This is a genomic window from Jeotgalicoccus sp. ATCC 8456 (assembly GCF_016313225.1).
GTDB classification, from domain to species: Bacteria; Bacillota; Bacilli; order Staphylococcales; family Salinicoccaceae; genus Jeotgalicoccus; species Jeotgalicoccus marinus.
Genome location: NZ_CP066224.1, coordinates 1,719,499 through 1,740,054, shown reverse-complemented (window position 1 = coordinate 1,740,054; position 20,556 = coordinate 1,719,499). Strand labels below are relative to the sequence as shown.

General features: G+C 37.0%; 26 protein-coding genes. 8 read left to right on the top strand and 18 right to left on the bottom strand.

Annotated elements, in window-relative coordinates; translation table 11 throughout:
• Positions 1 to 25: 25 nt before the first annotated feature.
• The 9 genes from JEM45_RS09010 to pta all read right to left on the bottom strand — a co-directional run bounded on the left by JEM45_RS09010 (position 26) and on the right by pta (position 9,157).
• Positions 26 to 979: a FecCD family ABC transporter permease gene (locus JEM45_RS09010; RefSeq protein ID WP_166627003.1), complete on the bottom strand. Its 954-nt coding sequence runs from the start codon at positions 977 to 979 to the stop codon at positions 26 to 28.
• Complete coding sequence (locus JEM45_RS09005) at positions 972 to 1,856, bottom strand: ABC transporter substrate-binding protein (protein ID WP_051220443.1); 885 nt, start codon at positions 1,854 to 1,856, stop codon at positions 972 to 974. The genes JEM45_RS09010 and JEM45_RS09005 overlap by 8 nt, the downstream gene beginning before the upstream one ends.
• A gap of 116 nt (positions 1,857 to 1,972) precedes the next feature.
• Positions 1,973 to 3,625 (bottom strand): arginine--tRNA ligase, encoded by a 1,653-nt coding sequence (gene argS / locus JEM45_RS09000; protein ID WP_198687331.1) that lies wholly within the window; start codon positions 3,623 to 3,625, stop codon positions 1,973 to 1,975.
• A gap of 2 nt (positions 3,626 to 3,627) precedes the next feature.
• The gene (locus JEM45_RS08995) at positions 3,628 to 4,026 is read right to left on the bottom strand and encodes a YwiB family protein (protein ID WP_026866110.1); all 399 of its coding nucleotides are present in this window, start codon (positions 4,024 to 4,026) and stop codon (positions 3,628 to 3,630) included.
• Positions 4,027 to 4,211: 185 nt separating this feature from the next.
• Positions 4,212 to 4,739 (bottom strand): YwhD family protein, encoded by a 528-nt coding sequence (locus JEM45_RS08990; RefSeq protein WP_026866111.1) that lies wholly within the window; start codon positions 4,737 to 4,739, stop codon positions 4,212 to 4,214.
• 11 nt (positions 4,740 to 4,750) lie between these two features.
• Entirely contained in the window at positions 4,751 to 6,046 is a 1,296-nt protein-coding gene (locus JEM45_RS08985) for an HD domain-containing protein (RefSeq protein WP_198687330.1), read from the bottom strand.
• 72 nt (positions 6,047 to 6,118) lie between these two features.
• Complete coding sequence (locus tag JEM45_RS08980) at positions 6,119 to 7,297, bottom strand: MFS transporter (RefSeq protein WP_198687329.1); 1,179 nt, start codon at positions 7,295 to 7,297, stop codon at positions 6,119 to 6,121.
• 47 nt (positions 7,298 to 7,344) lie between these two features.
• Entirely contained in the window at positions 7,345 to 8,163 is an 819-nt protein-coding gene (locus tag JEM45_RS08975; protein WP_198687328.1) for a lipoate--protein ligase family protein, read from the bottom strand.
• Positions 8,156 to 9,157: a phosphate acetyltransferase gene (gene pta / locus JEM45_RS08970; RefSeq protein ID WP_198687327.1), complete on the bottom strand. Its 1,002-nt coding sequence runs from the start codon at positions 9,155 to 9,157 to the stop codon at positions 8,156 to 8,158. The genes JEM45_RS08975 and pta overlap by 8 nt, the downstream gene beginning before the upstream one ends.
• Before the next feature lie 132 nt (positions 9,158 to 9,289).
• Between pta and hemQ the strand changes: the two genes are divergently transcribed.
• From hemQ to JEM45_RS08955, 3 genes are all read left to right on the top strand, one after another.
• Complete coding sequence (gene hemQ / locus JEM45_RS08965) at positions 9,290 to 10,039, top strand: hydrogen peroxide-dependent heme synthase (RefSeq protein ID WP_198687326.1); 750 nt, start codon at positions 9,290 to 9,292, stop codon at positions 10,037 to 10,039.
• Positions 10,040 to 10,120: 81 nt separating this feature from the next.
• Positions 10,121 to 10,264 (top strand): hypothetical protein, encoded by a 144-nt coding sequence (locus JEM45_RS08960; RefSeq protein ID WP_198687325.1) that lies wholly within the window; start codon positions 10,121 to 10,123, stop codon positions 10,262 to 10,264.
• 62 nt (positions 10,265 to 10,326) lie between these two features.
• A complete protein-coding gene (locus tag JEM45_RS08955) occupies positions 10,327 to 11,049 on the top strand; it encodes an MBL fold metallo-hydrolase (RefSeq protein ID WP_198687324.1) in 723 nt (240 codons plus the stop codon).
• A 51-nt stretch (positions 11,050 to 11,100) separates the two neighbouring features.
• On the opposite strand, the gene JEM45_RS08950 is transcribed toward JEM45_RS08955, so the two are convergent.
• Positions 11,101 to 12,081, bottom strand: coding sequence for an acyltransferase family protein (locus JEM45_RS08950; RefSeq protein ID WP_166627009.1), 981 nt, complete (start codon positions 12,079 to 12,081; stop codon positions 11,101 to 11,103).
• 141 nt (positions 12,082 to 12,222) lie between these two features.
• On the opposite strand from JEM45_RS08950, the gene JEM45_RS08945 reads away from it, so the two are divergent.
• The gene (locus JEM45_RS08945; protein ID WP_198687323.1) at positions 12,223 to 13,095 is read left to right on the top strand and encodes a LysR family transcriptional regulator; all 873 of its coding nucleotides are present in this window, start codon (positions 12,223 to 12,225) and stop codon (positions 13,093 to 13,095) included.
• Between the two features lie 54 nt (positions 13,096 to 13,149).
• On the opposite strand, the gene JEM45_RS08940 is transcribed toward JEM45_RS08945, so the two are convergent.
• From JEM45_RS08940 to JEM45_RS08905, 8 genes are all read right to left on the bottom strand, one after another.
• Positions 13,150 to 13,815 (bottom strand): hypothetical protein, encoded by a 666-nt coding sequence (locus JEM45_RS08940; protein ID WP_198687322.1) that lies wholly within the window; start codon positions 13,813 to 13,815, stop codon positions 13,150 to 13,152.
• A 10-nt stretch (positions 13,816 to 13,825) separates the two neighbouring features.
• The gene (locus tag JEM45_RS08935) at positions 13,826 to 14,452 is read right to left on the bottom strand and encodes a hypothetical protein (protein ID WP_198687321.1); all 627 of its coding nucleotides are present in this window, start codon (positions 14,450 to 14,452) and stop codon (positions 13,826 to 13,828) included.
• On the bottom strand, positions 14,453 to 15,334 hold the full coding sequence (locus JEM45_RS08930) for an ATP-binding cassette domain-containing protein (RefSeq protein WP_198687320.1): 882 nt from the start codon (positions 15,332 to 15,334) through the stop codon (positions 14,453 to 14,455).
• Positions 15,334 to 15,702, bottom strand: a complete 369-nt coding sequence (locus tag JEM45_RS08925) for a GntR family transcriptional regulator (RefSeq protein WP_026866120.1) — start codon at positions 15,700 to 15,702, stop codon at positions 15,334 to 15,336. The genes JEM45_RS08930 and JEM45_RS08925 overlap by 1 nt, the downstream gene beginning before the upstream one ends.
• A 295-nt stretch (positions 15,703 to 15,997) precedes the next feature.
• The gene (locus JEM45_RS08920; protein ID WP_026866121.1) at positions 15,998 to 16,363 is read right to left on the bottom strand and encodes a DUF423 domain-containing protein; all 366 of its coding nucleotides are present in this window, start codon (positions 16,361 to 16,363) and stop codon (positions 15,998 to 16,000) included.
• A gap of 17 nt (positions 16,364 to 16,380) precedes the next feature.
• A complete protein-coding gene (locus JEM45_RS08915; protein WP_026866122.1) occupies positions 16,381 to 16,653 on the bottom strand; it encodes a hypothetical protein in 273 nt (90 codons plus the stop codon).
• A 17-nt stretch (positions 16,654 to 16,670) separates the two neighbouring features.
• Positions 16,671 to 16,907, bottom strand: a complete 237-nt coding sequence (locus JEM45_RS08910) for a hypothetical protein (protein WP_026866123.1) — start codon at positions 16,905 to 16,907, stop codon at positions 16,671 to 16,673.
• The gene (locus JEM45_RS08905) at positions 16,907 to 17,566 is read right to left on the bottom strand and encodes a uracil-DNA glycosylase (RefSeq protein WP_035855713.1); all 660 of its coding nucleotides are present in this window, start codon (positions 17,564 to 17,566) and stop codon (positions 16,907 to 16,909) included. The genes JEM45_RS08910 and JEM45_RS08905 overlap by 1 nt, the downstream gene beginning before the upstream one ends.
• A 119-nt stretch (positions 17,567 to 17,685) precedes the next feature.
• Here JEM45_RS08905 and thiD point away from each other — a divergent pair, with 119 nt between their 5' ends.
• The 4 genes from thiD (at position 17,686) to folE2 (ending at position 20,527) form a co-directional block, all read left to right on the top strand.
• On the top strand, positions 17,686 to 18,519 hold the full coding sequence (gene thiD, locus JEM45_RS08900; protein WP_026866125.1) for a bifunctional hydroxymethylpyrimidine kinase/phosphomethylpyrimidine kinase: 834 nt from the start codon (positions 17,686 to 17,688) through the stop codon (positions 18,517 to 18,519).
• 69 nt (positions 18,520 to 18,588) lie between these two features.
• Positions 18,589 to 18,951, top strand: coding sequence for a DUF1806 family protein (locus JEM45_RS08895; RefSeq protein ID WP_026866126.1), 363 nt, complete (start codon positions 18,589 to 18,591; stop codon positions 18,949 to 18,951).
• A gap of 11 nt (positions 18,952 to 18,962) precedes the next feature.
• The gene (gene bshB2 / locus JEM45_RS08890) at positions 18,963 to 19,637 is read left to right on the top strand and encodes a bacillithiol biosynthesis deacetylase BshB2 (protein WP_198687319.1); all 675 of its coding nucleotides are present in this window, start codon (positions 18,963 to 18,965) and stop codon (positions 19,635 to 19,637) included.
• A gap of 11 nt (positions 19,638 to 19,648) precedes the next feature.
• A complete protein-coding gene (folE2, locus tag JEM45_RS08885) occupies positions 19,649 to 20,527 on the top strand; it encodes a GTP cyclohydrolase FolE2 (RefSeq protein WP_026866128.1) in 879 nt (292 codons plus the stop codon).
• The last annotated feature ends 29 nt before the right edge of the window (positions 20,528 to 20,556 follow it).

Here is a 20,556-nt window from a genome sequence, read left to right as displayed (position 1 = left end):
CTACTAACGAATGAATGAAATGGCTTCATTTTTTAGTACTTAATGTGCGTTGATATAAGAGATATATAAATATAGGAACAGCAGATAACATGACCATAACACCTGTAGGAATGCTAACTGGTGCAAAAAGTGTACGCCCTAAAGTATCTACGATTAGAACATAGATTGCACCAACAAGAATCGAACGTTTTAACAACGGGATAAATGGCATCGGCTTAAGGTACATAATCACCTGAGGAACGATAATGCCTACAAGAGCAATAATACCGGTGTAACCTAAGGCAACAAGTGGCGGAACAGCAGCGGTCATTAATAACATCGGGCGTATTTTACTCACATTGACGCCTAAGGCATGTGCCCGAATATCTCCTAACTTTAACAAATCTAACTGTCTGCCATATCTTATTAACAAGATAAATGCAATAAATGTCAGCACCATAACGACGGCAACTTGGTAGTAATTTACGCCACTCAAGGAGCCAAACATGTACCTTGAGATGTTCTGTGTATCTTCTGGATTAACTAAGATAATCAAGTACAAAATACCCGAGAGTAATGAACCCAGTAGAACGCCGGTTATAATTAATGTTTCTGGACGGTAAGACAAATCTAAACGCCGTGCAATTATTAGCACGAGTACCATGGTCAAAAGACCACAAATGATGCTCATAATTGGTGCGAAGATAACAGGGATGACTGTAATCACTGTCAAAGCTGAACCGAGAACCGCCCCATTAGCCATACCTAAAGTAAAGCTATCCACCATCGGATTTTTCAAGATAATTTGAAATACTGCCCCACTCATACTTAAGCTTGCTCCAAGGAAAATTGCCATTAACACTCTTGGCAATCTCACATCTAGCATGATTGTATATGACTGCATTGTAGACACATCAGAGAAACTAACAGATCCAACAAACACACTAACAACCAGACAGAGCATTAAGATTATTGATAGAACAACATTTGTCTTATTCATATATACACTGAGCGACTTCTTCTAAGCCTTCAACGAACCTAGGACCTGGTCTTGAAATCGTATCTGGATTTGGAATACATTGGTTGCGTTCATCGGCAATCTCAGTTGTATCTAGCCCAGAGATACTAGAAATTTCTTCAGATAATGTTTCATTATCTTGTCCAGATGTTGAGATCACCTTCGTTGGTTCACGTGCAATTAACTCTTCCGATGTAACAGATGGATAACCTTCGACATCATCAAAAGCATTCTCTACTTCTAAAGTTTCCAAAAAGTCATCAATAAAGGTATCATCACCTGCAATATAAATATCTGGTACCACTGACACTAGGAGCAGCACACTATCATCAGTTTGTTGATCTTCATAAGTGGCTTTAAGGTCTGTAAGTTCTTTTTGAAGTTCAGTATTTAAATTTTCAGCTTCACTACGCTTATCAATAAAATCACCAACTTGTGTTATCGTATCGTAAATTGCATCAATTGATTGCGCATCGTCTACTACTAAGATTTCAGCACCTGTATTATCAGCCACACGGTCAATAATATCCTTGTTCGCATCATGGTTTGAAGCATGTGAAATAATATGTGTTGGATCTAGAGCCATCATAGCCTCTTCATCTAAATCAAAAGTATCCAGCCTTGTTAAATCTTCAGACAAATCCTCAGGGTATGTATCTACTGTTGTAATGCCCACCAAGTCTTCTGTTGAACCAAGCTCTGCGATGATTTCCGTATTACTTGGTATCAAAGAAATAATATTCATATCTTCATTCGAGCTCTGATCAACAGCGGATTCATTAGAACAGGCTGTCATAACTATCGTAAATAAGGTTAAGAAAAATAATTTTGTGTGCCTAGGTAATTTTTTGATAATCACCATCTCCTTTAGCATCATTATAATAAAGTTACACTGTCTATTGTAGGGTGATTTATTTATAAAATGACATACAAAAAGGGGCTGGGCAAAAATATTCCCAACCCCTTCTTAGTTACTTACATTCTTTCAGGTGCATTCACATCTATTAATCTTAGGGCATTCTCTAAAGTTTGACGAACGGCTTCAATCATTAAAATATAAGCACGTGTCTTATCGTCATTTTCTCCTAGTACTTTTTCAGCATTATAGAATTTATGGAAGCTCGCAGCTAAGTCATGGATGTAATTTGGAATTCTTTGTGTCGCACGAGCTTCTGCTGCACCTCGAACAATATTAGGAAATTCTAATATTTTCTTCAGTAATTCAAGTGCTTGCTCGTTGGTGATTACATCCACTGCAACTGTTTGGTCTATATCAAAACCACTTTCCTTCGCTTGACGTAAAATACTGCATATTCTAGCGTGTGCGTATTGTGCATAGTAAACCGGATTATCAGAGGATTCACTACGTGCTAAGTCTAAATCAAAGTCAAAATGCGTATCAGTTGAGCGCATAACCATGAAGTAACGTGCAGCATCAACACCAATCATATCGATTAAATCTCGCATCGTCACTGCCTTACCAGTACGTTTACTCATCTTCACTTCTTGACCGTTTTCAATTAAACGGACAATTTGCATGATTTCAATCTCTAACTTCTCCGGGTTCTCACCTAAAGCACCGAGTGATGCTTTTAGACGGTTAATATAACCATGGTGGTCTGCACCAAAGAGGTTAATTAACTTATCATATCCACGCTCCACTTTGTCATAGTGATAAGCAATATCTGGCATTAGATATGTGAAGGTCCCGTCTTTTTTCACGATAACGCGGTCTTTGTCATCCTTAAAGTCTGTTGTGCGTAGCCATGTCGCATCATCACTTTCATAGATGAAACCATTGTCTTTCATCTTGGTCATCGCTTCATCTATTTCGCCACTTTCGTATAGTGAGGTTTCACTAAACCAGTTGTCAAAGTGAATACGAAAATCGCTTAAATCTTCTTTTAGTTTACGCATTTCATATTCGACACCAAGGTCTCTAAATTTACTAATACGTGCAGTTTCATCTAAATCTTTATACTCAGGGTGAGCCTCAGCTAACTTTTCACCAATCACCTTAATATCTTTACCGTTATAACCATCTTCCGGCATGTTCAACCCTTGACCTAAAGCCTCAAAATAACGTGCTTCTATGGAACGTGCTAAGTTGTTAATTTGATTACCGGCATCGTTGATATAGTATTCACGTGTGACATCATAGCCAGCAAAATCCATGATATTAGAAAGTGTTGCACCAACTGCACCATTTCTCGCATGACCAATGTGAAGATCGCCTGTAGGATTTGCAGAAACATACTCGATTAACACTTTTTCTTTTGTTTCAAGCTCTGAACGACCATAGTTTTCTTTTTGGTTTAGAACCTTAAATATAACGTTTAAGAGTTCTTTACTTTCCATTTTAAAATTGATAAAACCTGGTCCTGCAATGCTGACTTCACTTACACTTGCTTTTTCTTTATCCAGTTTTTCAATGATTAATTCAGCAATTTCTCGAGGGTTTCTACGCGCAAGTTTAGTCAAAACCATCGCTGCATTAGTAGAAAAGTCTCCGTTATTCTTATCTTTTGGAACTTCGACTTTTACACTAGGCATATCTGATTCTTCGACTAAGTTTGCACTTTTGATTGCACTTTCAATCGCTTCTTTAAGTTGTTGTTTTAAATCCATATTTAAGCCCTCTCTAACTTATATTTGTAGTGACCAAGTAGTGACCCCGATTCAAATAAATCATATTCAATATACAAGCCTGTGTCACTAGCATCCAGTTCATGCGTCAATATTTCAAACTGATGTCGGCCGGCTGGAGAATCATAAAATGTTGATGTTCTCATACCTTTTTCAAAGTGAAAATTCATATTGATAATGCCACGTCTCTGTAATTTTATATTACAATCACTTATTCTAACTGTGACTTTTAGCTCATGTTCATCCAATGATTCTGTATAACGCAAATAACGGTCTTCTTTATCTATGACTGAAACGTTTAAATCTTGTTTGTATTCATTTTTCTCACCATGCATATCAACGATTTGAGATAGCTTATACATACCTTGATTTGGAGCGTTCATTTTATCACCTTCAATATTACAAATTATAGCACAATGCATGTAAATTGACGCCTAAAACATAAAAAAGGCAGGGCTTTCGCCCCACCTAAGTGTCCTAGTTATATCACTATAACTATAATATATTTTATCCATAGATTTAGGAATGTGCAACGTAATTTTAGAAAGTCATAAAAAAGACATATTTGCTAGGACTGAACACCGAGTGCTTCCTGCATACGGTCTGAGTTATTCCACATTTCTTCATTATGTTGTTGTAAAAAGTCGATTAGTGCATCTTTTGAGCCCTGATCCAGAAGCTCAAGCTTAATGCGACCTTTCATTGCATCATCTAAACTATTTACGTGTTCATGCATCATTTTATAGCCGCGACGTTTTTCCTTATTAACCATTAAATAACAAGCACCTGCCCCGTTATAGACAGGACCAACTTCCTTACGTTCGACTGCTATCCAAACAAGATAATACTCTTTAGCATCTTCACCTTCGGCTTCAGTCTTATCCGTAATCCACTTCACTCTTTTTTCAACTTCAGCTTTACCATGTAAGCCGCCGATATCTAATACTGCTTCTTTCGTTTCAATATTAATATATATTGGTGCAATGTTTTCTAGACTAATTGAACCAAAATTTTGTCCTCTATGACCATCAAGTGGGTCATTTTTTATAATATTAAATTGAAATCCTGGCTTTTTCTTTGGTTTTTCATCTGCCAAATTGAACCCTCCTAATCAAGTTCGTTTAGTAAATTAATAATTTCCGCCTTTACACTCAAATCTTCGATGGCTAAAATTTTCTCTTTCGGATAATACAGACGAGACCCTAAACGATGCAAGCCTGTAATTGAATTAATGATGGCAGATTGTGAACTAATTTCTCTAATATCACCATTCGATCTCAATAGATGAATCGGCTGACGATTTGTTTTTTGACCAGGGCGGTCGTAGTCATATGGTAAATCAGAATAACTATCACTAAATACATAATAGTTAGGGTCTAGGCCAGCTCGTCTATACAAATCATTGAGTTCAGAAATTGTAATTATAGAGCCATCAAACGGCAAGTATTTAAATAAATCTCTGTTTACAAAACGACTTGCTAAATCGCTGAGAATTTCATCGTCTTCACGAATCCACTCTTGTAAGTAAAAGTTCACAACCATTTCATCAAGTCGTAAATAATCTTCAACAGTTACATTCTCATTAAAGAAAGGGATGAAATATGTTGGTGCTTGTTTAAAATTATAGCTAGACTGGTAGAGATGCTTCGCACGTCTTAAAATAAGATTTAAAAGTACTTCCCCACCACGTGACACGGGATGGAAATACACCTGCCAATACATCTGATAACGACTCATCAGGTAGTCTTCAACAGCGTGCATCCCACTTTCTTTGATCAACACTTCATTTTTTGAAGGTCGCATCACTCTTAATATACGTTCCATATCAAAATTACCATAACTGACTCCTGTATAATAAGAATCTCTCTGCAGGTAGTCCATACGGTCAGCATCAATTTGGCTTGAAATCATGCTGATAACTAATTTATTTGGATGTGTCTTATTTATAACTGCTGCCACTTGTTCTGGGAAGTCTTGAGAAACTCTCGATAGTACCTCATTGACTTCTGTTGAACCTAAAATAATTTTCTTTGTAAATTCCTCATGGTCAGTATGAAAAATATCTTCAAAGCTATGGGAGAACGGTCCATGACCTAAATCATGTAGGAGTGCTGCAGTAAGTGCGAGCAACTTATCATCCTTGTTCCACTCAGGATATTCTTCAAAGTTATCAATCATACGTCGCACAATTTCATAGACGCCTAGCGAATGGTTGAAGCGAGAATGTTCTGCCGAATGAAAAGCAAGATACAGAGTCCCGAGTTGTTTTATTCTACGCAGGCGTTGAAACTCTTTAGTTTTAATAAGGTCCCAAATCACCTGGTCTCTGACATGAATATATCGGTGAACTGGATCTTTAAATACTTTTTCTTCTTGCAGTTGCTTGTGAGTATATTCGCTCATTACCAATGGGTGACGCCTCCTTTTTCAATCCAATAATATCATAAATTTACGATTAACAACCAATAGCTCACATTAGCTTTGAAATCGGTTGGCTCTTTTTCCAACAAAAAGCATGTAACATAAACCAGCTATGAGAATTGGGAGAATCAACCACAGATACATACCGTCATATCCGACAAATGGTATCAAAAGACCGAGTAAAACTGGGCCAAAACCTAAGCCGATTTCTAAAATAATAAAGTAAGTTGATGTGGCAAGACCTACATTTTCTTTCGGTGCCACTTTCACACAGATAATCTGGGCAGCCGATTGGAAGTTACCAAAACCTAAACCAATAATGAAACCTGCGACTAGTACAAGCAGTCCGGAGGTCGTATTTCCAAGAATTAAAAAGCCAATCGCCATTAGAATAAATGTCGGGTAGATGACCATATTAGGTCCCTTTTGGTCAATTAAGCGCCCCGTAAATGGTCGGGTCGATAAGACCGCTACTGCATAAACAATAAAGAAGAAACTCGCAGCAGTCACAACATCAATTTCAATTGCATAAGTATTTAAAAATGATAATACACTGGAATATGCTAACCCCATTAGGAATATAGGCATCAACATTCGTAGAGAATTTTTCTCTATCAGAATAAATTTAGTCGGCTTAACTGCTGTCTCTTTAGTTATGTTATTAATTTTTATCATTGGGATCATCAACACAACTAAAACCATGAGTACGCCGACGTATACTAACATCATTTCAAAGGTAATTACTTCAAGTAATAAGAAAGCAATAAAGGGTCCAACTGCACTCGCAACTACCATACTTAAACTAAAGTAACTTATTCCTTCACCCCTACGCTCTTCAGGGACAGAAATTGTTGCGAGTGTATTGAGTGCTGTCGAGATAATACCTGTTGCGAGACCATTTAAAAGACGTGTCACCAAGAGGAATGTTAGGCCAAAATCAAAGAAATATAAAATGTAAGTTAAAAAATACAGGCTAGTTCCGATAACCATAATTTTCCGAGCACCAAGATGGTTAATTTGATACCCTGTCACTGCGCGACCGATTAGAACACCGACAATAAAAATACTCGCCGTAAAACCAGCAATACTTGGATTGATATCATATTTTTCAATGGTGTAGTTTCCTACCGTTACTAAAGTTGAATACATCGCACCCATTAGAATAAAGTGAAAGGCAAAAATCGCTATAAATTCCTTGGTCCATATTTTTAGTGCGTAGACACTGTTTGACATTAAATTCCTTCTTTCTGACAAATTAAAACCAGTATTTAAAATACTGGTTAGTTAGCGTTCATATATTTACTATTGCGGTTTTTGATATTATCTGTAAAACGTTCATAGACTGTCTTATCCGTTTCTGATAACTCTCTGAAATCCACAACATTCGCACCCATTTTCTCAAGTACTTTTAAGGTGAGCGCCTCAACTTCTTGAACGCTAAAGTTTGTTTTTAAGAGCTCATTTAGAGAAGCCATATGTTCTGGATTAATCAAGGGATAAGTAAATTTCTCACTTTCTACTGCACGTGCATACTTATAAAAATCCTTCATTAATTTAGCACGTTCACTACCACTGTCCGTAACAGATAAATAAATCTGTACTGCCACCCCGTCCTTGATTCGGCGTTGTGAAATACCAGCAAATTTTTTACCATCAATGCTTAAATCATATGTACCTGGGCAATAACTATCATGAATTTCATATGCTTCAATACCTTGGTCCTTAAACATAGTTTGAACCAACTCTACCATCATATCATAACCATCTTCTATATACTGGAAATCCGCCTTAGGTAAGACAAGTGAAATATTCAACACACCATCATCAAGTACGACACCGAGTCCCCCACTATTTCGAACGATAAATTCAAAACCTGCATCATTTAAAAAATCTAAGCCATAATTCAACTTAGGCAGACGTGCATCTTGTAGTCCTAAGATGATAAATGGACTGTGCTGCCAAAAACGAATCTTTGGAGTGTTATCTTCTGATACTTGATGTTGTAAAAAATCATCGAAAGCAAAGGATTCAAAGGGATGTGTTGTATGATACTTGTGAATCACTTCAACAGTTTTACCTGTGAAGTAAGTCTCACTCATTACTATCGCCTTCACAATTTGCAACAACTTGTGTTGCAGTAAATAGAGCTAGGTTATAAACCTCTTCTGTTGTCGTACCACGAGACAGATCATTAACAGGCTTTCTTAAACCTTGAAGAATTGGCCCATATGCCTCAAAGCCACCGAGTCTTTGTGCAATTTTGTAACCGATATTTCCCGCTTCTAGTGATGGGAAGATGAATACATTAGCGTTTCCTTTTAAAGGTGAGTTTGGTGATTTTTTCTCCGCTACACTTGGTACAAAGGCCGCATCGAACTGTAACTCGCCATCAATAATCGCATCAGGTAATTTGTTTTGTGCATATTCTGTTGCGAGACGCACACGTTCTGCTTCTTCAGTCTTCGCAGAACCTTTAGATGAGAAGCTCAATAAGGCAACCCTTGGTTCAACACCAAAACTTGCTGTTGTTTTCGCCGTTTCCACTGCAACCTCAGCCAATTCATCAGCAGTCAATGTCGGGTTAATGGCACAGTCACCCATGACATATAATTCATTATCACGACGCATGAAGAAGATACCACTTGTCTTAGAGACACCTTCTTTAGTTTTAATGATTTGAAGCGCCGGGCGAACAGTGTCTGGTGTAGAATGCATAGCGCCTGATACAAGACCTTGTGCATAGTTTGTATGTACCAGCATTGTGCCAAAATAGTTTACGTTTGTACCGATAATTTCGACTGCCTGATCTGCAGTTACCTTGCCATTTCTTACTGTTTGAAATTCATCCGCGAGTTTCTGACTTAATTCAGAAGTTGCTGGGTTTATAATTTCTAAGTAATCTATATCTATATTTTCTTCTTTTGCTATTCTTATTATTTCATCAGTATCCCCAAGAACAATTGGATGCACATAGCTATTCTTTGAATGCTGTGAAGCGGCAGTTAATATGCGCTTATCAATACCTTCTGGGAACACTATCTTAATTTTTTCACCATGTAAGTTGTTTTTAAGATTCGTAATAAAGTTACTCATTATGGCCTCCTCGGTGAATTACTTTATATATTATTATACTGGTTCTGTCACATCTTTTAAACATAATCTGTTGTTAAAACGTTTTCTACTAACTAAAATAGAGTTATATATATATCAAAAGGAGAGAATAGAATGAGCGAACCGGTCAGTACAATAGAAGGTTATTATAGCTTACATTTACTTTATAGCGTGGATTGGGCTGCATTTAAAGTTTTAGATGATGAAGAGAAAGATGCCTTGTTAGAAGAACTCCGGACATTCTTGGTTGAACAAGAAGCTGTTCACAACAATAAAGAAGGTGACTATGCTTTCTACAATGTTATGGGACACAAAGCAGATTTGATTTTCTGGTTCTTAAGAAACACGCCAGAAGAATTAACTAAACTTGAACTTCAAATCAATAAACTTGGTATTGGAGATTTCTTAGTTCCAACATACTCTTATGTTTCAATCATTGAAATGAGTAGCTATCTAGGTGGTAATAAGACTGCTGAGGAAATGCTTGCCATCTCTCACATTCAAAATAGACTCTTCCCTAGCCTAGATAAGTCTAAATATATTTGTTTCTATCCGATGGATAAAAAACGTGACCTAGACGATAATTGGTATATGCTACCGATGGATGAGCGCAAACAATTGATGCGTGATCACGGTATGATTGGTCGCCAATATGCAGGTAAAATCAAACAGTTCATTTCTGGTTCTCAAGGTCTAGACAAATACGAATGGGGCGTAACGCTACTATCAGATGACATGCTTGAGTTCAAGAAAATCATCTATGAAATGCGCTTTGATGAAGCAAGTGCTCGTTATGGTGTCTTTGGTGACTTCTATGTCGGCAGTATCATCGAACGTGATGGATTAGAAGCGTACTTTAAGTAATAGATATTTTAAGTATCCCTCTGTTTTATCCTCTTTAAAATGGGTTATATATAATTATCTAGATTTTTAGGAGGAAACCTTATGAAGCGCTTGTTAAAGCGTGTAGCAATCTTTGCTGCACCAATTATCATCAATAAAATCGGTGAGAAATTCATGAATAAAGGCAGTAAAGATACTGACTCAAATTCAGGTACTTATCCAAGTAAGAAAAGTAAAAGAAAATAAAGATCAACTTATAAAATCCACCTAACAATCGTTAAGTGGATTTTACTATAGAGAGGACGCCTATGATTAAACAAATTTCAGATCACGTCTATGTTATGCCATTTGATGGTGAGCGGGACCGGCCACACATTGGATATATTCAAGGTGAACAGTTTAGTGTTTTAGTTGATGTCGGTAATTCACCTGAACATCTCAGTGAAGTACTAAATGAAACTCAAGAAAATAATTTACCAGAACCGACACTTGCCATCATCACCCATTGGCACTGGGATCATACTTTTGCTATGCATGCTTTTAAAGGTAAAACAATCGCCCACAAAAAGACAAATGATATCTTGTCTCAGGTCAGCACTTGGGAGTGGACAAAAGACGCGATGATGGAACGTCTTAGAACAGGTGAAGAATGTCAATTTTGCCATCATCATATCCTTATCGAATATGATGATATCTCAGAGATGAAAGTCGTAACTGCTGATATCGTCTATGACAACACGCTATCTTTAGACTTAGGAAACCTGACTGTACACGTTGTACCTATCGATAATCCCCATTCAGATGATGGTGTTGTGTTGTTCGTAGAAGAAGAAAAAGTGCTATTTGCTGGTGATGCAGACAGTGGCGAGTATTATAAATTAGATGGTGGTTATGATTCAGACCGCTTCTATCACTACGTAAAAACAGTTGATCAATTCCCATACGAAACCTATATTCATGGACATGTGGGACCCTTTAACCGTGAAGAGACTCAAAGATTTCGGCAAACAATCATAGATGAAGAATTGTAGGCAAAATACCGATTAATATACGAAAGAGAGCCGATAAAATCAGCTCTCTTTTTATTTCTTCCATTTTAATTCTACTAGTGGACGGGTCAATGTCACAACTGGCTTACTTGATAGCACCAACACAATAAGCGCTGAGAAAATGACAAATATAAAGGTTTCATACCATCTGTCATACCAAAGCACATCAAATTCTCTAAGTGGCTGGATTATAAAGCCGTGTAAAAGATAGACATATAAGGTATTTTGTCCAAGCTTAGTGAGGTAACCATAGTTTTTGTCTGGTATCCAAGCAATCATAAAAATAATAAGCAAGGTAGCAAGTACATAAATAATGAGTCGCATCAAGCTACCACTGATTTCAGCTTCCAACGAGCGGTAAGCAATAGCGCCAGTTAACCAGTCAGTATCTAGAGATACATCGATATTTATCGAGCTGTATATAAAAACAAAAAGTACAACTGCAAATATAAGTCCAATTATCCTTAAGCCCTTGGTTTTTAACATGACTACATGCTCTTTATTCATATAATACCCGGCTAAAAAGAATGGGAAGAACACTATCGTTCTAGACAAACTTAGGCCAAAACTTGATAAATCCACATAGCCAACTGAAATGCCTATGAGGACCGTAAGCGGAATACCTACGTATGCCGGAAAGCGTTTAAACAAGATTAACAATATGTGCCAACTAAATAGACTGACTAAGAACCACATCGCCCATTGCGGTTTCAGAATACCCACGTACACGTCCTCTCTACCTAAGAGAAGATACAAGCCCGTATATATAACTTGAAAAATTAAATAAGGCAAAAGTAAATTCTTAGCGAGCTTTAAAATGTATTTAGGTTCACCAATACCCTTAGCAAAAAAACCTGCCAACAAGATAAACATTGGCATATGGAAAATATAAATAAAGGCATAGATTGAATTTATTAATTGTGAATCCGTCGCAAATGGTTGAATCATATGACCGAACACGACTAAGAAAATCAAAATCAATCTCGCATTATCAAAAAACGGTAAGCGGTTCATAGTTCTCCTCCGAGCCAAAAAATATCATTCCCAATATAGTAGGATAATTTACACGAAAATGAAAGTAAAATAAAAAAAGAATCTTAAACTAATTAAGATTCTAAATGAAGTCATATTAAAAATAATATGGTTGGAGGGCTTATGGATTTTAGACAGCTATACTACTATAGAGAAATTATTCGAGAAGCAAGTATTTCTAAGGCAGCTGAAAAGTTACATATTGCTCAGCCACCCCTTAGTCAGCTATTAAAACGTTTAGAAGATGAACTTGAAACAACACTGATTCACCGTTACCGACAAAAGTGGGAAGTCACTGAAGCGGGTCGTCTTTTATATGATTACGCAAATCAAATAATCGGCCAGTCTGATCAACTTAAAAAGAGAATTCATGAACTTGAGATGGGTCAAGGTGGAACCATTGAAATAGGCGTCTCATCCTCATGCTATAACTTATTAATCGACTATCTTCATAATTTCCGGTCACTCTATCCAAATGTTAAGATACTCATCCATTCCGGTGATTCTGAAACTTTAATTGAAAAACTTAAAGAAAAGGAAATAGACATTGCCATTGTCATGCGTCCTTCAATGACTGATGATTATGATGTTAAAACACTCGAGAGTGAGCCTAATATTTTAATCACTCCAGAAAGCTGGGCGAGTAGTTTACCAGAAGAACCAGAATTAAAAGACCTGGTCCATCTTCCCTTTATTATGCTCGGTGCAATGAAGGACTATACTTTTAGAAACGATTTACTCAAGTCATTCGCCCGTCGAGGAATCAAACCAGATATCGTCATGGAGTGTAAAGACCTACCTATTTTGGTTTCGTTGGTCAGTCACGAACTCGGCATCTCTATTATTCCTGGTATGAATAAAAAATCCCTAGTTACAGAACATCTAAAGATCTATAAATTACCTCAGTTAGAAGTGACTGTAGAACCTGTCTTTTTAAAATTAAAAGATATACACATGTCGACAGCTGCGAATAACTTTTGGAACTTAGTAAACTAATAAAACCCTCTCGGAAAATCAAGATTTCCAAGAGGGTTAAACCAATTATAGAATTTATTTTACTTTTACCGGCATATCTTTCAAGATTCTCGATAAGATCCATGTGTAAATTAGTGTGACAACAACTACTGCCAGATGTCCTAAATATACTTGCATTCCATTTAAAGAAGCGAGATAGTTCATCCAACTTTCGGTGAAAACTAAGGCTACGATAAGCACGATACCGGATAGTATTGAAACCATTCCTGGCACGAAACCTTTCTGGAAAGCTGCACCTATCAATGCGCCTGTCACAAAGAACAGTGGACTTTGTAAGAACACGAATAGTCCATTACCAATCACTGATAAACTTTCAATTTGCTCTTCCATCAAATAGTCTCCTGCTAATGGTGTAAAGGATAATACAAAGTTAATGATAACTGCTACAATCACGAGTATAATCGCTGTCAACACTGCTGATGCCAACAGTGATTTAAAGAAAGTCTTTCTAGAAACGCCTGAATTCACTGCCCATTCCAAGAATCCTGCAACCATCGTTATTCCAACAACAGCAAAATAAATCCGGGCAGTTCTCATGCTGATGCCAAAGAAACTAGAAGTTGGATCGTCTAAAAAACTTAGAATAATATAAATGATGAGTAGTATTCCCAGAAACATCATTGTAAACATTGACAACATATATGTCAGTGACTGGGTCGTCTCTTTAAATTTCGTTTTCATACTTCGCCTCCTAATAAATATTTATAGTCGCATTTAAGACTAACTTTCTAGCAAAATAGCCAAGTAAAACTACAGATACAATTGAAATGACTAGCATTATTATTGGCTGAATACTGACTATTTCTGAAAAATTGAAATACACGGTTATTCCACCAAGAATCAAGGTCACCAATGTACCTAACCATATATTTTTCTTAAATGAATAGTAAATTATAAGCCCCACATAATAATAGATGACGCCACTTAATATCCCACTTATATTGATGACGATCAGCTCTAAAATTTGTGAGCTAGCATTAATTTGTCCATCTAAATTCAGTGTCATAATCAGTAACCAGTAAAATATATTAATGAGAATTGCACTATAAATACTTAGAAAAAGTACTGTGCCTGTGCTCTCTTTGAAAAATGTTTGTCTAGATACACCATAACCAACCATTTTTTTCAATACGATATAGGCAAGTAAGCCGAATAAAATCATGACCACACTGAGTTGAGTATACATGGCTTGATAATGAATCCCTGCCGACTCATCAGTAAAGTGAATAATCGCACCTACAATGATTGTTACCAGTAGTGCATACAGAAAAATCCACAGCAAATACTTAAAGCGTGTCTTATTTTTTAATTTAATCACCTAATCACCCTTACTCTTTTCATCATTCGTAAGACTAATGAATAACTCCTGTAGTGCTAGTCGTGAAATATCTAGATGATTATCTTCAGCGTACGCCATTTCTTCTGGACTTAAATAACCAATAACTGTGTCGATTTGTAAAGCACCTAAAAATTTAACATTGATAACGTTCTTATTGGCAGTAAATTCCCTTACTTTCTCCGCCTTACCAGCGACTGTGAACCCTTTTTCTAATAGATCATCCGTCGGTTCTTGAAGTAAAATCTTGCCATTGTGCATCATGACAATCTCATCAAATAAGTGTTCCATTTCAGAGATAATGTGCGTAGATAAGATGATGACACGGCTGCATCTACGTTTAGCTTGCAATACTTCTTCATAGAATAACTCTCTTGTTGGCGCATCCATGCCATTTGTGACCTCATCAAAGATGGTTACTTTCGATAAAGAAGCTAAGCCCATAGACGCATTCACTGCCGCTTGTTGACCTTGAGATAATTCATTGAAATTTTTATTTTCATCAATTTTAAATTTCTTCAGTAACTCATTTGCATATTCTTGATCGAAGTCCTCCCTAAACATCGCATGACTTTCCGGGTATTCTTTAACTTTATCCGTCTCAGATGAAGTATCTTTTACATTGTAGATAAAATTAACATGCTGCATCATTTCATCTTTTTCATATATTGTTTTCCCGTCCAAGGTAATTGAACCCTGAGTCGCTTTTCTATAGGATGCAATTAAAGAGATTAAAGAAGTTTTCCCTGCACCATTTCTTCCTAATAAGCCGTATATTTTTCCTGGAGTGAACTCTACATTGATATCACTCAAAATCTCTTCTTTCTTTATGGATAAACCCACATTCTCTATATTTAAATTCATTACTTTTCACCTCTATTATCAATTAGTTTTTGAATATCGGATTTACTTAATTCCAACTTCTTAGCTTCGTCTAACATCGGTTTTAAATAATCTTCAACAAATTCTTCTCGTCTTACAGTTAACAATTTCTCTCTCGCACCTTCTTCAACAAACATGCCTACACCCCTCTTTTTGTAGAGTATGCCTTCTTCAACTAACTGCGTTACACCCTTAGAAACTGTGATGTGATTGACTTTGAAGTAGGTCACTATCTCATTTGTAGATGGAATCTTGTCATGCACTTCTAAAGTCTCGTCTATAATTTGATCCGTTAGCCAATCCTTGATTTGAGCATATATCGGTTTTTTATCGTTCAACAAACTTGTCAAATGTATCCCTCCCATCACCTTGTACTTATCCGACAGGTAAACTGGTTATATATCTATGTATATAACTATATAACCATATGTTGTATTTGTAAACACCTTTGAGAGATTTTCATATAAATAGATGGGTTAGACTGCTTGATTTGCTTCGTTTTTATTTCGAAGCTCACCTATTGCCTGCGCTCAGCTTCGTTTTTATTTCGAAGCGGACCTAATGCCACTCCTCATCTTCCTGCAATACAACAAAAAACGCATCAAAAACCTTATACAAAGATTTTTGATGCGTATATATTTCTTTTTATAGTTTTGCGATACCGATAATTACAAGGATCCAGCTGATTAAGAACATTACGCCACCGATTGGTGTGACTGCTCCGAGTATAGACACACCTGATAAGGCGAGGACCATCAGTGAACCTGTAAAGAAGATAATTCCTGCTAACATGAACCAACCTGCTGCAGTTAAGAACTGTGCACCTGTCACTTGGATTAAAATACCAATCGCAATAAGTCCTAATGCATGGTAGAACTGATACTTAACAGCAGTTTCCCATATGTCTAAATAGTGCTGGTCGAGCTTTGCTTCTAAAGCATGTGCACCGAAGGCACCGCATGCAACGGCAATTAAAGCATTAATTGCACCGAGTATAACGAATAATTTCATCAAGAACTTCCTTTCGTTTAAATCACTTTTTTATTTTTATAGTAAATCATAAATAATGATGTCACATATATTAATAAACTAAATACCAAGAGCCAACCACTGATGAGTAGCATCTGTGCACCTGGTGTATACATCGCACCTGCAAATGCTGTGGCAAGGGCAATCCATCTTATATAATTCAACACTTTAGACCAAGGTTTCTGATACTTCTCTTGTAACTTGATTTTATAACTCTTTCCTAGAAAAGTTAAACTAAACACAAGGACACCTATAATAATAAACGCTAACATAATTTACACTTCCTACTCTAAAAATCGAAGATATCTCCACCGTGTCCGCCTGCTTTGTCTTCAGCTTGCTCATTTATAATTTGTCTACTGACAACTGGACTGGATTCAGTTCGTTCTTCAGTTGTTTCTTTAACCGCTTCGTCATCCAAAACATCCAACAGCCGCTTCATCGTATACACATGCTTTTCAATATCCTCACTATTTTTAAGCAAGGCAAGTTCATTTTCAAGCTGCGCAATTACTCTTTCGTTCATTATTTCTCGCTCCAATCGATTGGTTTCAACCCCTGACTCACTAGATAGTCATTGGTTTGACTAAAAGGTTTTGATCCAAAGAATCCTCTATATGCTGACAATGGACTCGGATGTACAGATTGGATGATGTGATGTTTAGTCGTATCGATGAGTTTAATCTTCCTCTGTGCAGGTTTGCCCCACAAGATAAAAACCACGCCCTCTAAATTGTCAGACACCGCTTCAATGACGCTATCGGTGAATACTTCCCAGCCTAAACCTCTATGTGAGTTTGCTTGACTCTCATCAACGGTGAGTACCGTGTTTAATAAAAGTACCCCTTCTCTAGCCCAGTCTTTTAAACTGCCAGAGTGACGTTTGATACCTAAATCAGCTTCTAATTCCTTGTAAATATTTCTTAAGGACGGCGGCAACTTAATACCATCGTTTACTGAAAAGGCTAAACCATGGGCTTGACCTTCCCCGTGGTAAGGATCTTGACCGAGAATAACAACTTTCACATTTTCAAAAGGTGTTAAATCAAATGCTGTATAAATTTCTTCTCTTGGTGGAAAGACATTTCCTGATTGATAACGTGAACTTAAAGTTTCTTTTAAAGTGGAAAAATCATGATTTTCATTTATCTTTTTAAATACATTGTCCCAATGTAATTTTGTCATTTCTTACTCACCTTCCATTAAAGTTTCATTATATCACCGAAGTAAGCAATGCTCTAGAATTACAAGGTAAATTATAGTAGAATGACAATATCTATATGTAGTTACTAGGAGGAAAATATATGGCTTTAGCAAAAACATTAACAATTGCTGGTACTGATGTAAGTGGCGGTGCAGGAATTGCAGCAGATTTAAAAACTTTTCAGGAACATGAAACATACGGTTACAGTGTCTTAACAACTGTCGTTTCGATGGATCCAGGTACATGGTCACACCGTGTAAGTCCAATTCCTGTAATTGATGTTAAAAACCAACTGGAGACAGCACTATCGCTTAATCCAGACGTTATAAAAACAGGTATGCTCCCTTCTGAAGAAGTTGTTGAACTTTCAAAAGATGCCTTCCTAAATTCAAATGCTAAACATTTCGTAGTTGATCCTGTAATGGTTTGTAAAGGGGACGACGAGGTTCTAAACCCAGGATTAGTTGAATCAATGATCGAAAATCTAATTCCTAATGCTACGGTCGTTACACCTAACCTTGTAGAAGCTGGCCATTTAGCGGGTGTTAAAACACCGCGTACGCTTGAGGAAATCAAGGATGCAGCTAGATTAATTCATGAAAAAGGTGCCAATAATGTTGTCGTTAAAGGTGGTACTGGTATCGAGGGAGATAATGCAATTGATGTCTTCTATGATGGTAAAGAAATGCACTTACTAGAGTCACCAAAATTTGACTCTTCATATAACCATGGTGCAGGTTGTACTTTTGCGGCTGCAATCGCAGCAAACTTAGCAAATGGAAAATCACCATTAGAATCAGTTCAAGACGCTAAATCATTCGTTACAAGTGCCATAAAAAATGGTTGGAAGATGAATGATCATGTTGGCGTTGTGAGACATGGTGCATACAATTCAGTAGAGAAAATCGAAGTACTCGATAAGGTATTGAACTAAGTTGAGAGATAGCTTGCTATCTCTTTTCTATTCAATGACTAACTATTTAGGAGTTTGCTATTCATGGAAATGAAAAAAATTGAAAAGAAAAAAGTTCAGGAGATTTTAACAAGTTTTCAAAATACACCGGTTTATTTACACGTTGAAATTACCAGCGGTATGTACGCAAGCCACCTAGACGATAGCGTTTTTAATGCCGGAACTTTCCTACGCAATATTCAAGTCGAATATATTCAAGGTACAATCCGAGGCGGAAATCGTTCTAAAGAGCACCGTGTCGGTTTAAAATTGACTAACGGTGGTTGGATTTACGTACTCGGTCTTACACATTACATTGTGAACGAGGACGAGGCGTTTATTATGCATGGCTTTAACGGTGAAGGCAAACTTGCTGCAGCTCTAGAAATCTCAACCAAACCATTTACTAAGTAGGAGGCTGTTCCATGGATTTTGCAAATGAAAATCATGTACTTGTTGTCTTCCCCCACCCTGATGATGAAGCATTTGGTGTGAGTGGGACAATTATGAAATATATAGATGCGGGTGTTCCCGTCACTTATGCATGCCTTACATTTGGCGATATGGGTCGCATGTTAGGATATCCACCTTTCGCTACAAGAGAATCACTTCGTGCCATTAGGAAAGCTGAAGTTGAAGAATCAGCTAGAGTAATGGGGCTTAAAGACTTACGTCTCTTAGGCTTCAGAGATAAAACACTTGAATTCGAAGAAAAAGGAATTCTAAAAGAGGTCATTACTAACTTAGTAGAAGAATTATCTACAACACGTATCATTAGTTTTTACCCTGGCTATTCTGTGCACCCTGACCATGAAGCAACTGCTGATGCAGTGATTGAAGCGGTTAAAGATATGCCTATAAAGGATCGTCCAAAGTTACAGATGGTTGCCTTTGATAATCGAACTTTTGATGATCTTGGTGAACCTGATATCGTTAATGATATCGATGGTTACACCGACCGTAAGATGGAAGTCATGGCTGCCCATCGTTCTCAAACAGGTAAGCTGTTAGAAGACTTAGCAGCTGATACTCAACAAGGTGACGACGCACGTAATCGATGGATGAAATACGAAAACTTTTACAGTTATGAAATAGATTAAGGAGTATCACTATGGAAGAATATGATCTAACGACACGAGAAGGTCGTTTTAAACATTTCGGCTCAGTAGACCCTATCGTTGGTTCGAAACCGAAGAAAAAAGAAGATATGGCAGACTTGCAAAACTCTCGTAAAGACTTCTTATTCGAAGTCGATTCAGTAGGAATCAATAACTTAACCTACCCTGTTGTAATTGGAGATTTCCAATCCGTTGGTAATTTCGAACTGTCTACAAGCTTAAACAAAGACGAAAAAGGTATCAATATGAGCCGTCTAATTGAGTCTCTTGAAACTGTAAATGAAAATGGCGTCCCATTAAATTTCGATACAATAGAGTCTCTATTATTGCACTTAAGAGAACGCATGAATCAGAATGATGCAGGAGTAACAGTTGATGGAACTTGGTTCTTTAACAAACCTTCACCAGGTACGAACATCAATGGTATCGCTCATGCAGATGTAAAATATTCAGCTTCTCATGATGGAGAAAAATTCACACGTAAACAATTTGGAATGACTGCACAAGTTACAACACTATGCCCATGCTCAAAAGAAATTAGTGAATATGGTGCACATAACCAACGTGGTAATGTTAAGGTGCTCATCGACATTGATGATAGTGTTGAATTACCTAAAACTTATAAAGAAGACTTATTTGAAATACTAGAAATAAATGCATCTAGTCAACTATTCCCAGTGTTGAAACGTACAGATGAAAAAATGGTCACAGAACGTGCTTATGAAAACCCACGTTTTGTTGAAGACCTCATTCGTCTTGTAGCTTACGACCTAGTTGAATTACCATGGGTCAAAGGCTTTGTATTGGAATGCCGTAACGAAGAAAGTATACATCAACACGACGCATTCTCAAGACTGAAATATCAAAAATAATATATAATAAGTAATCCGCACCTCACCTA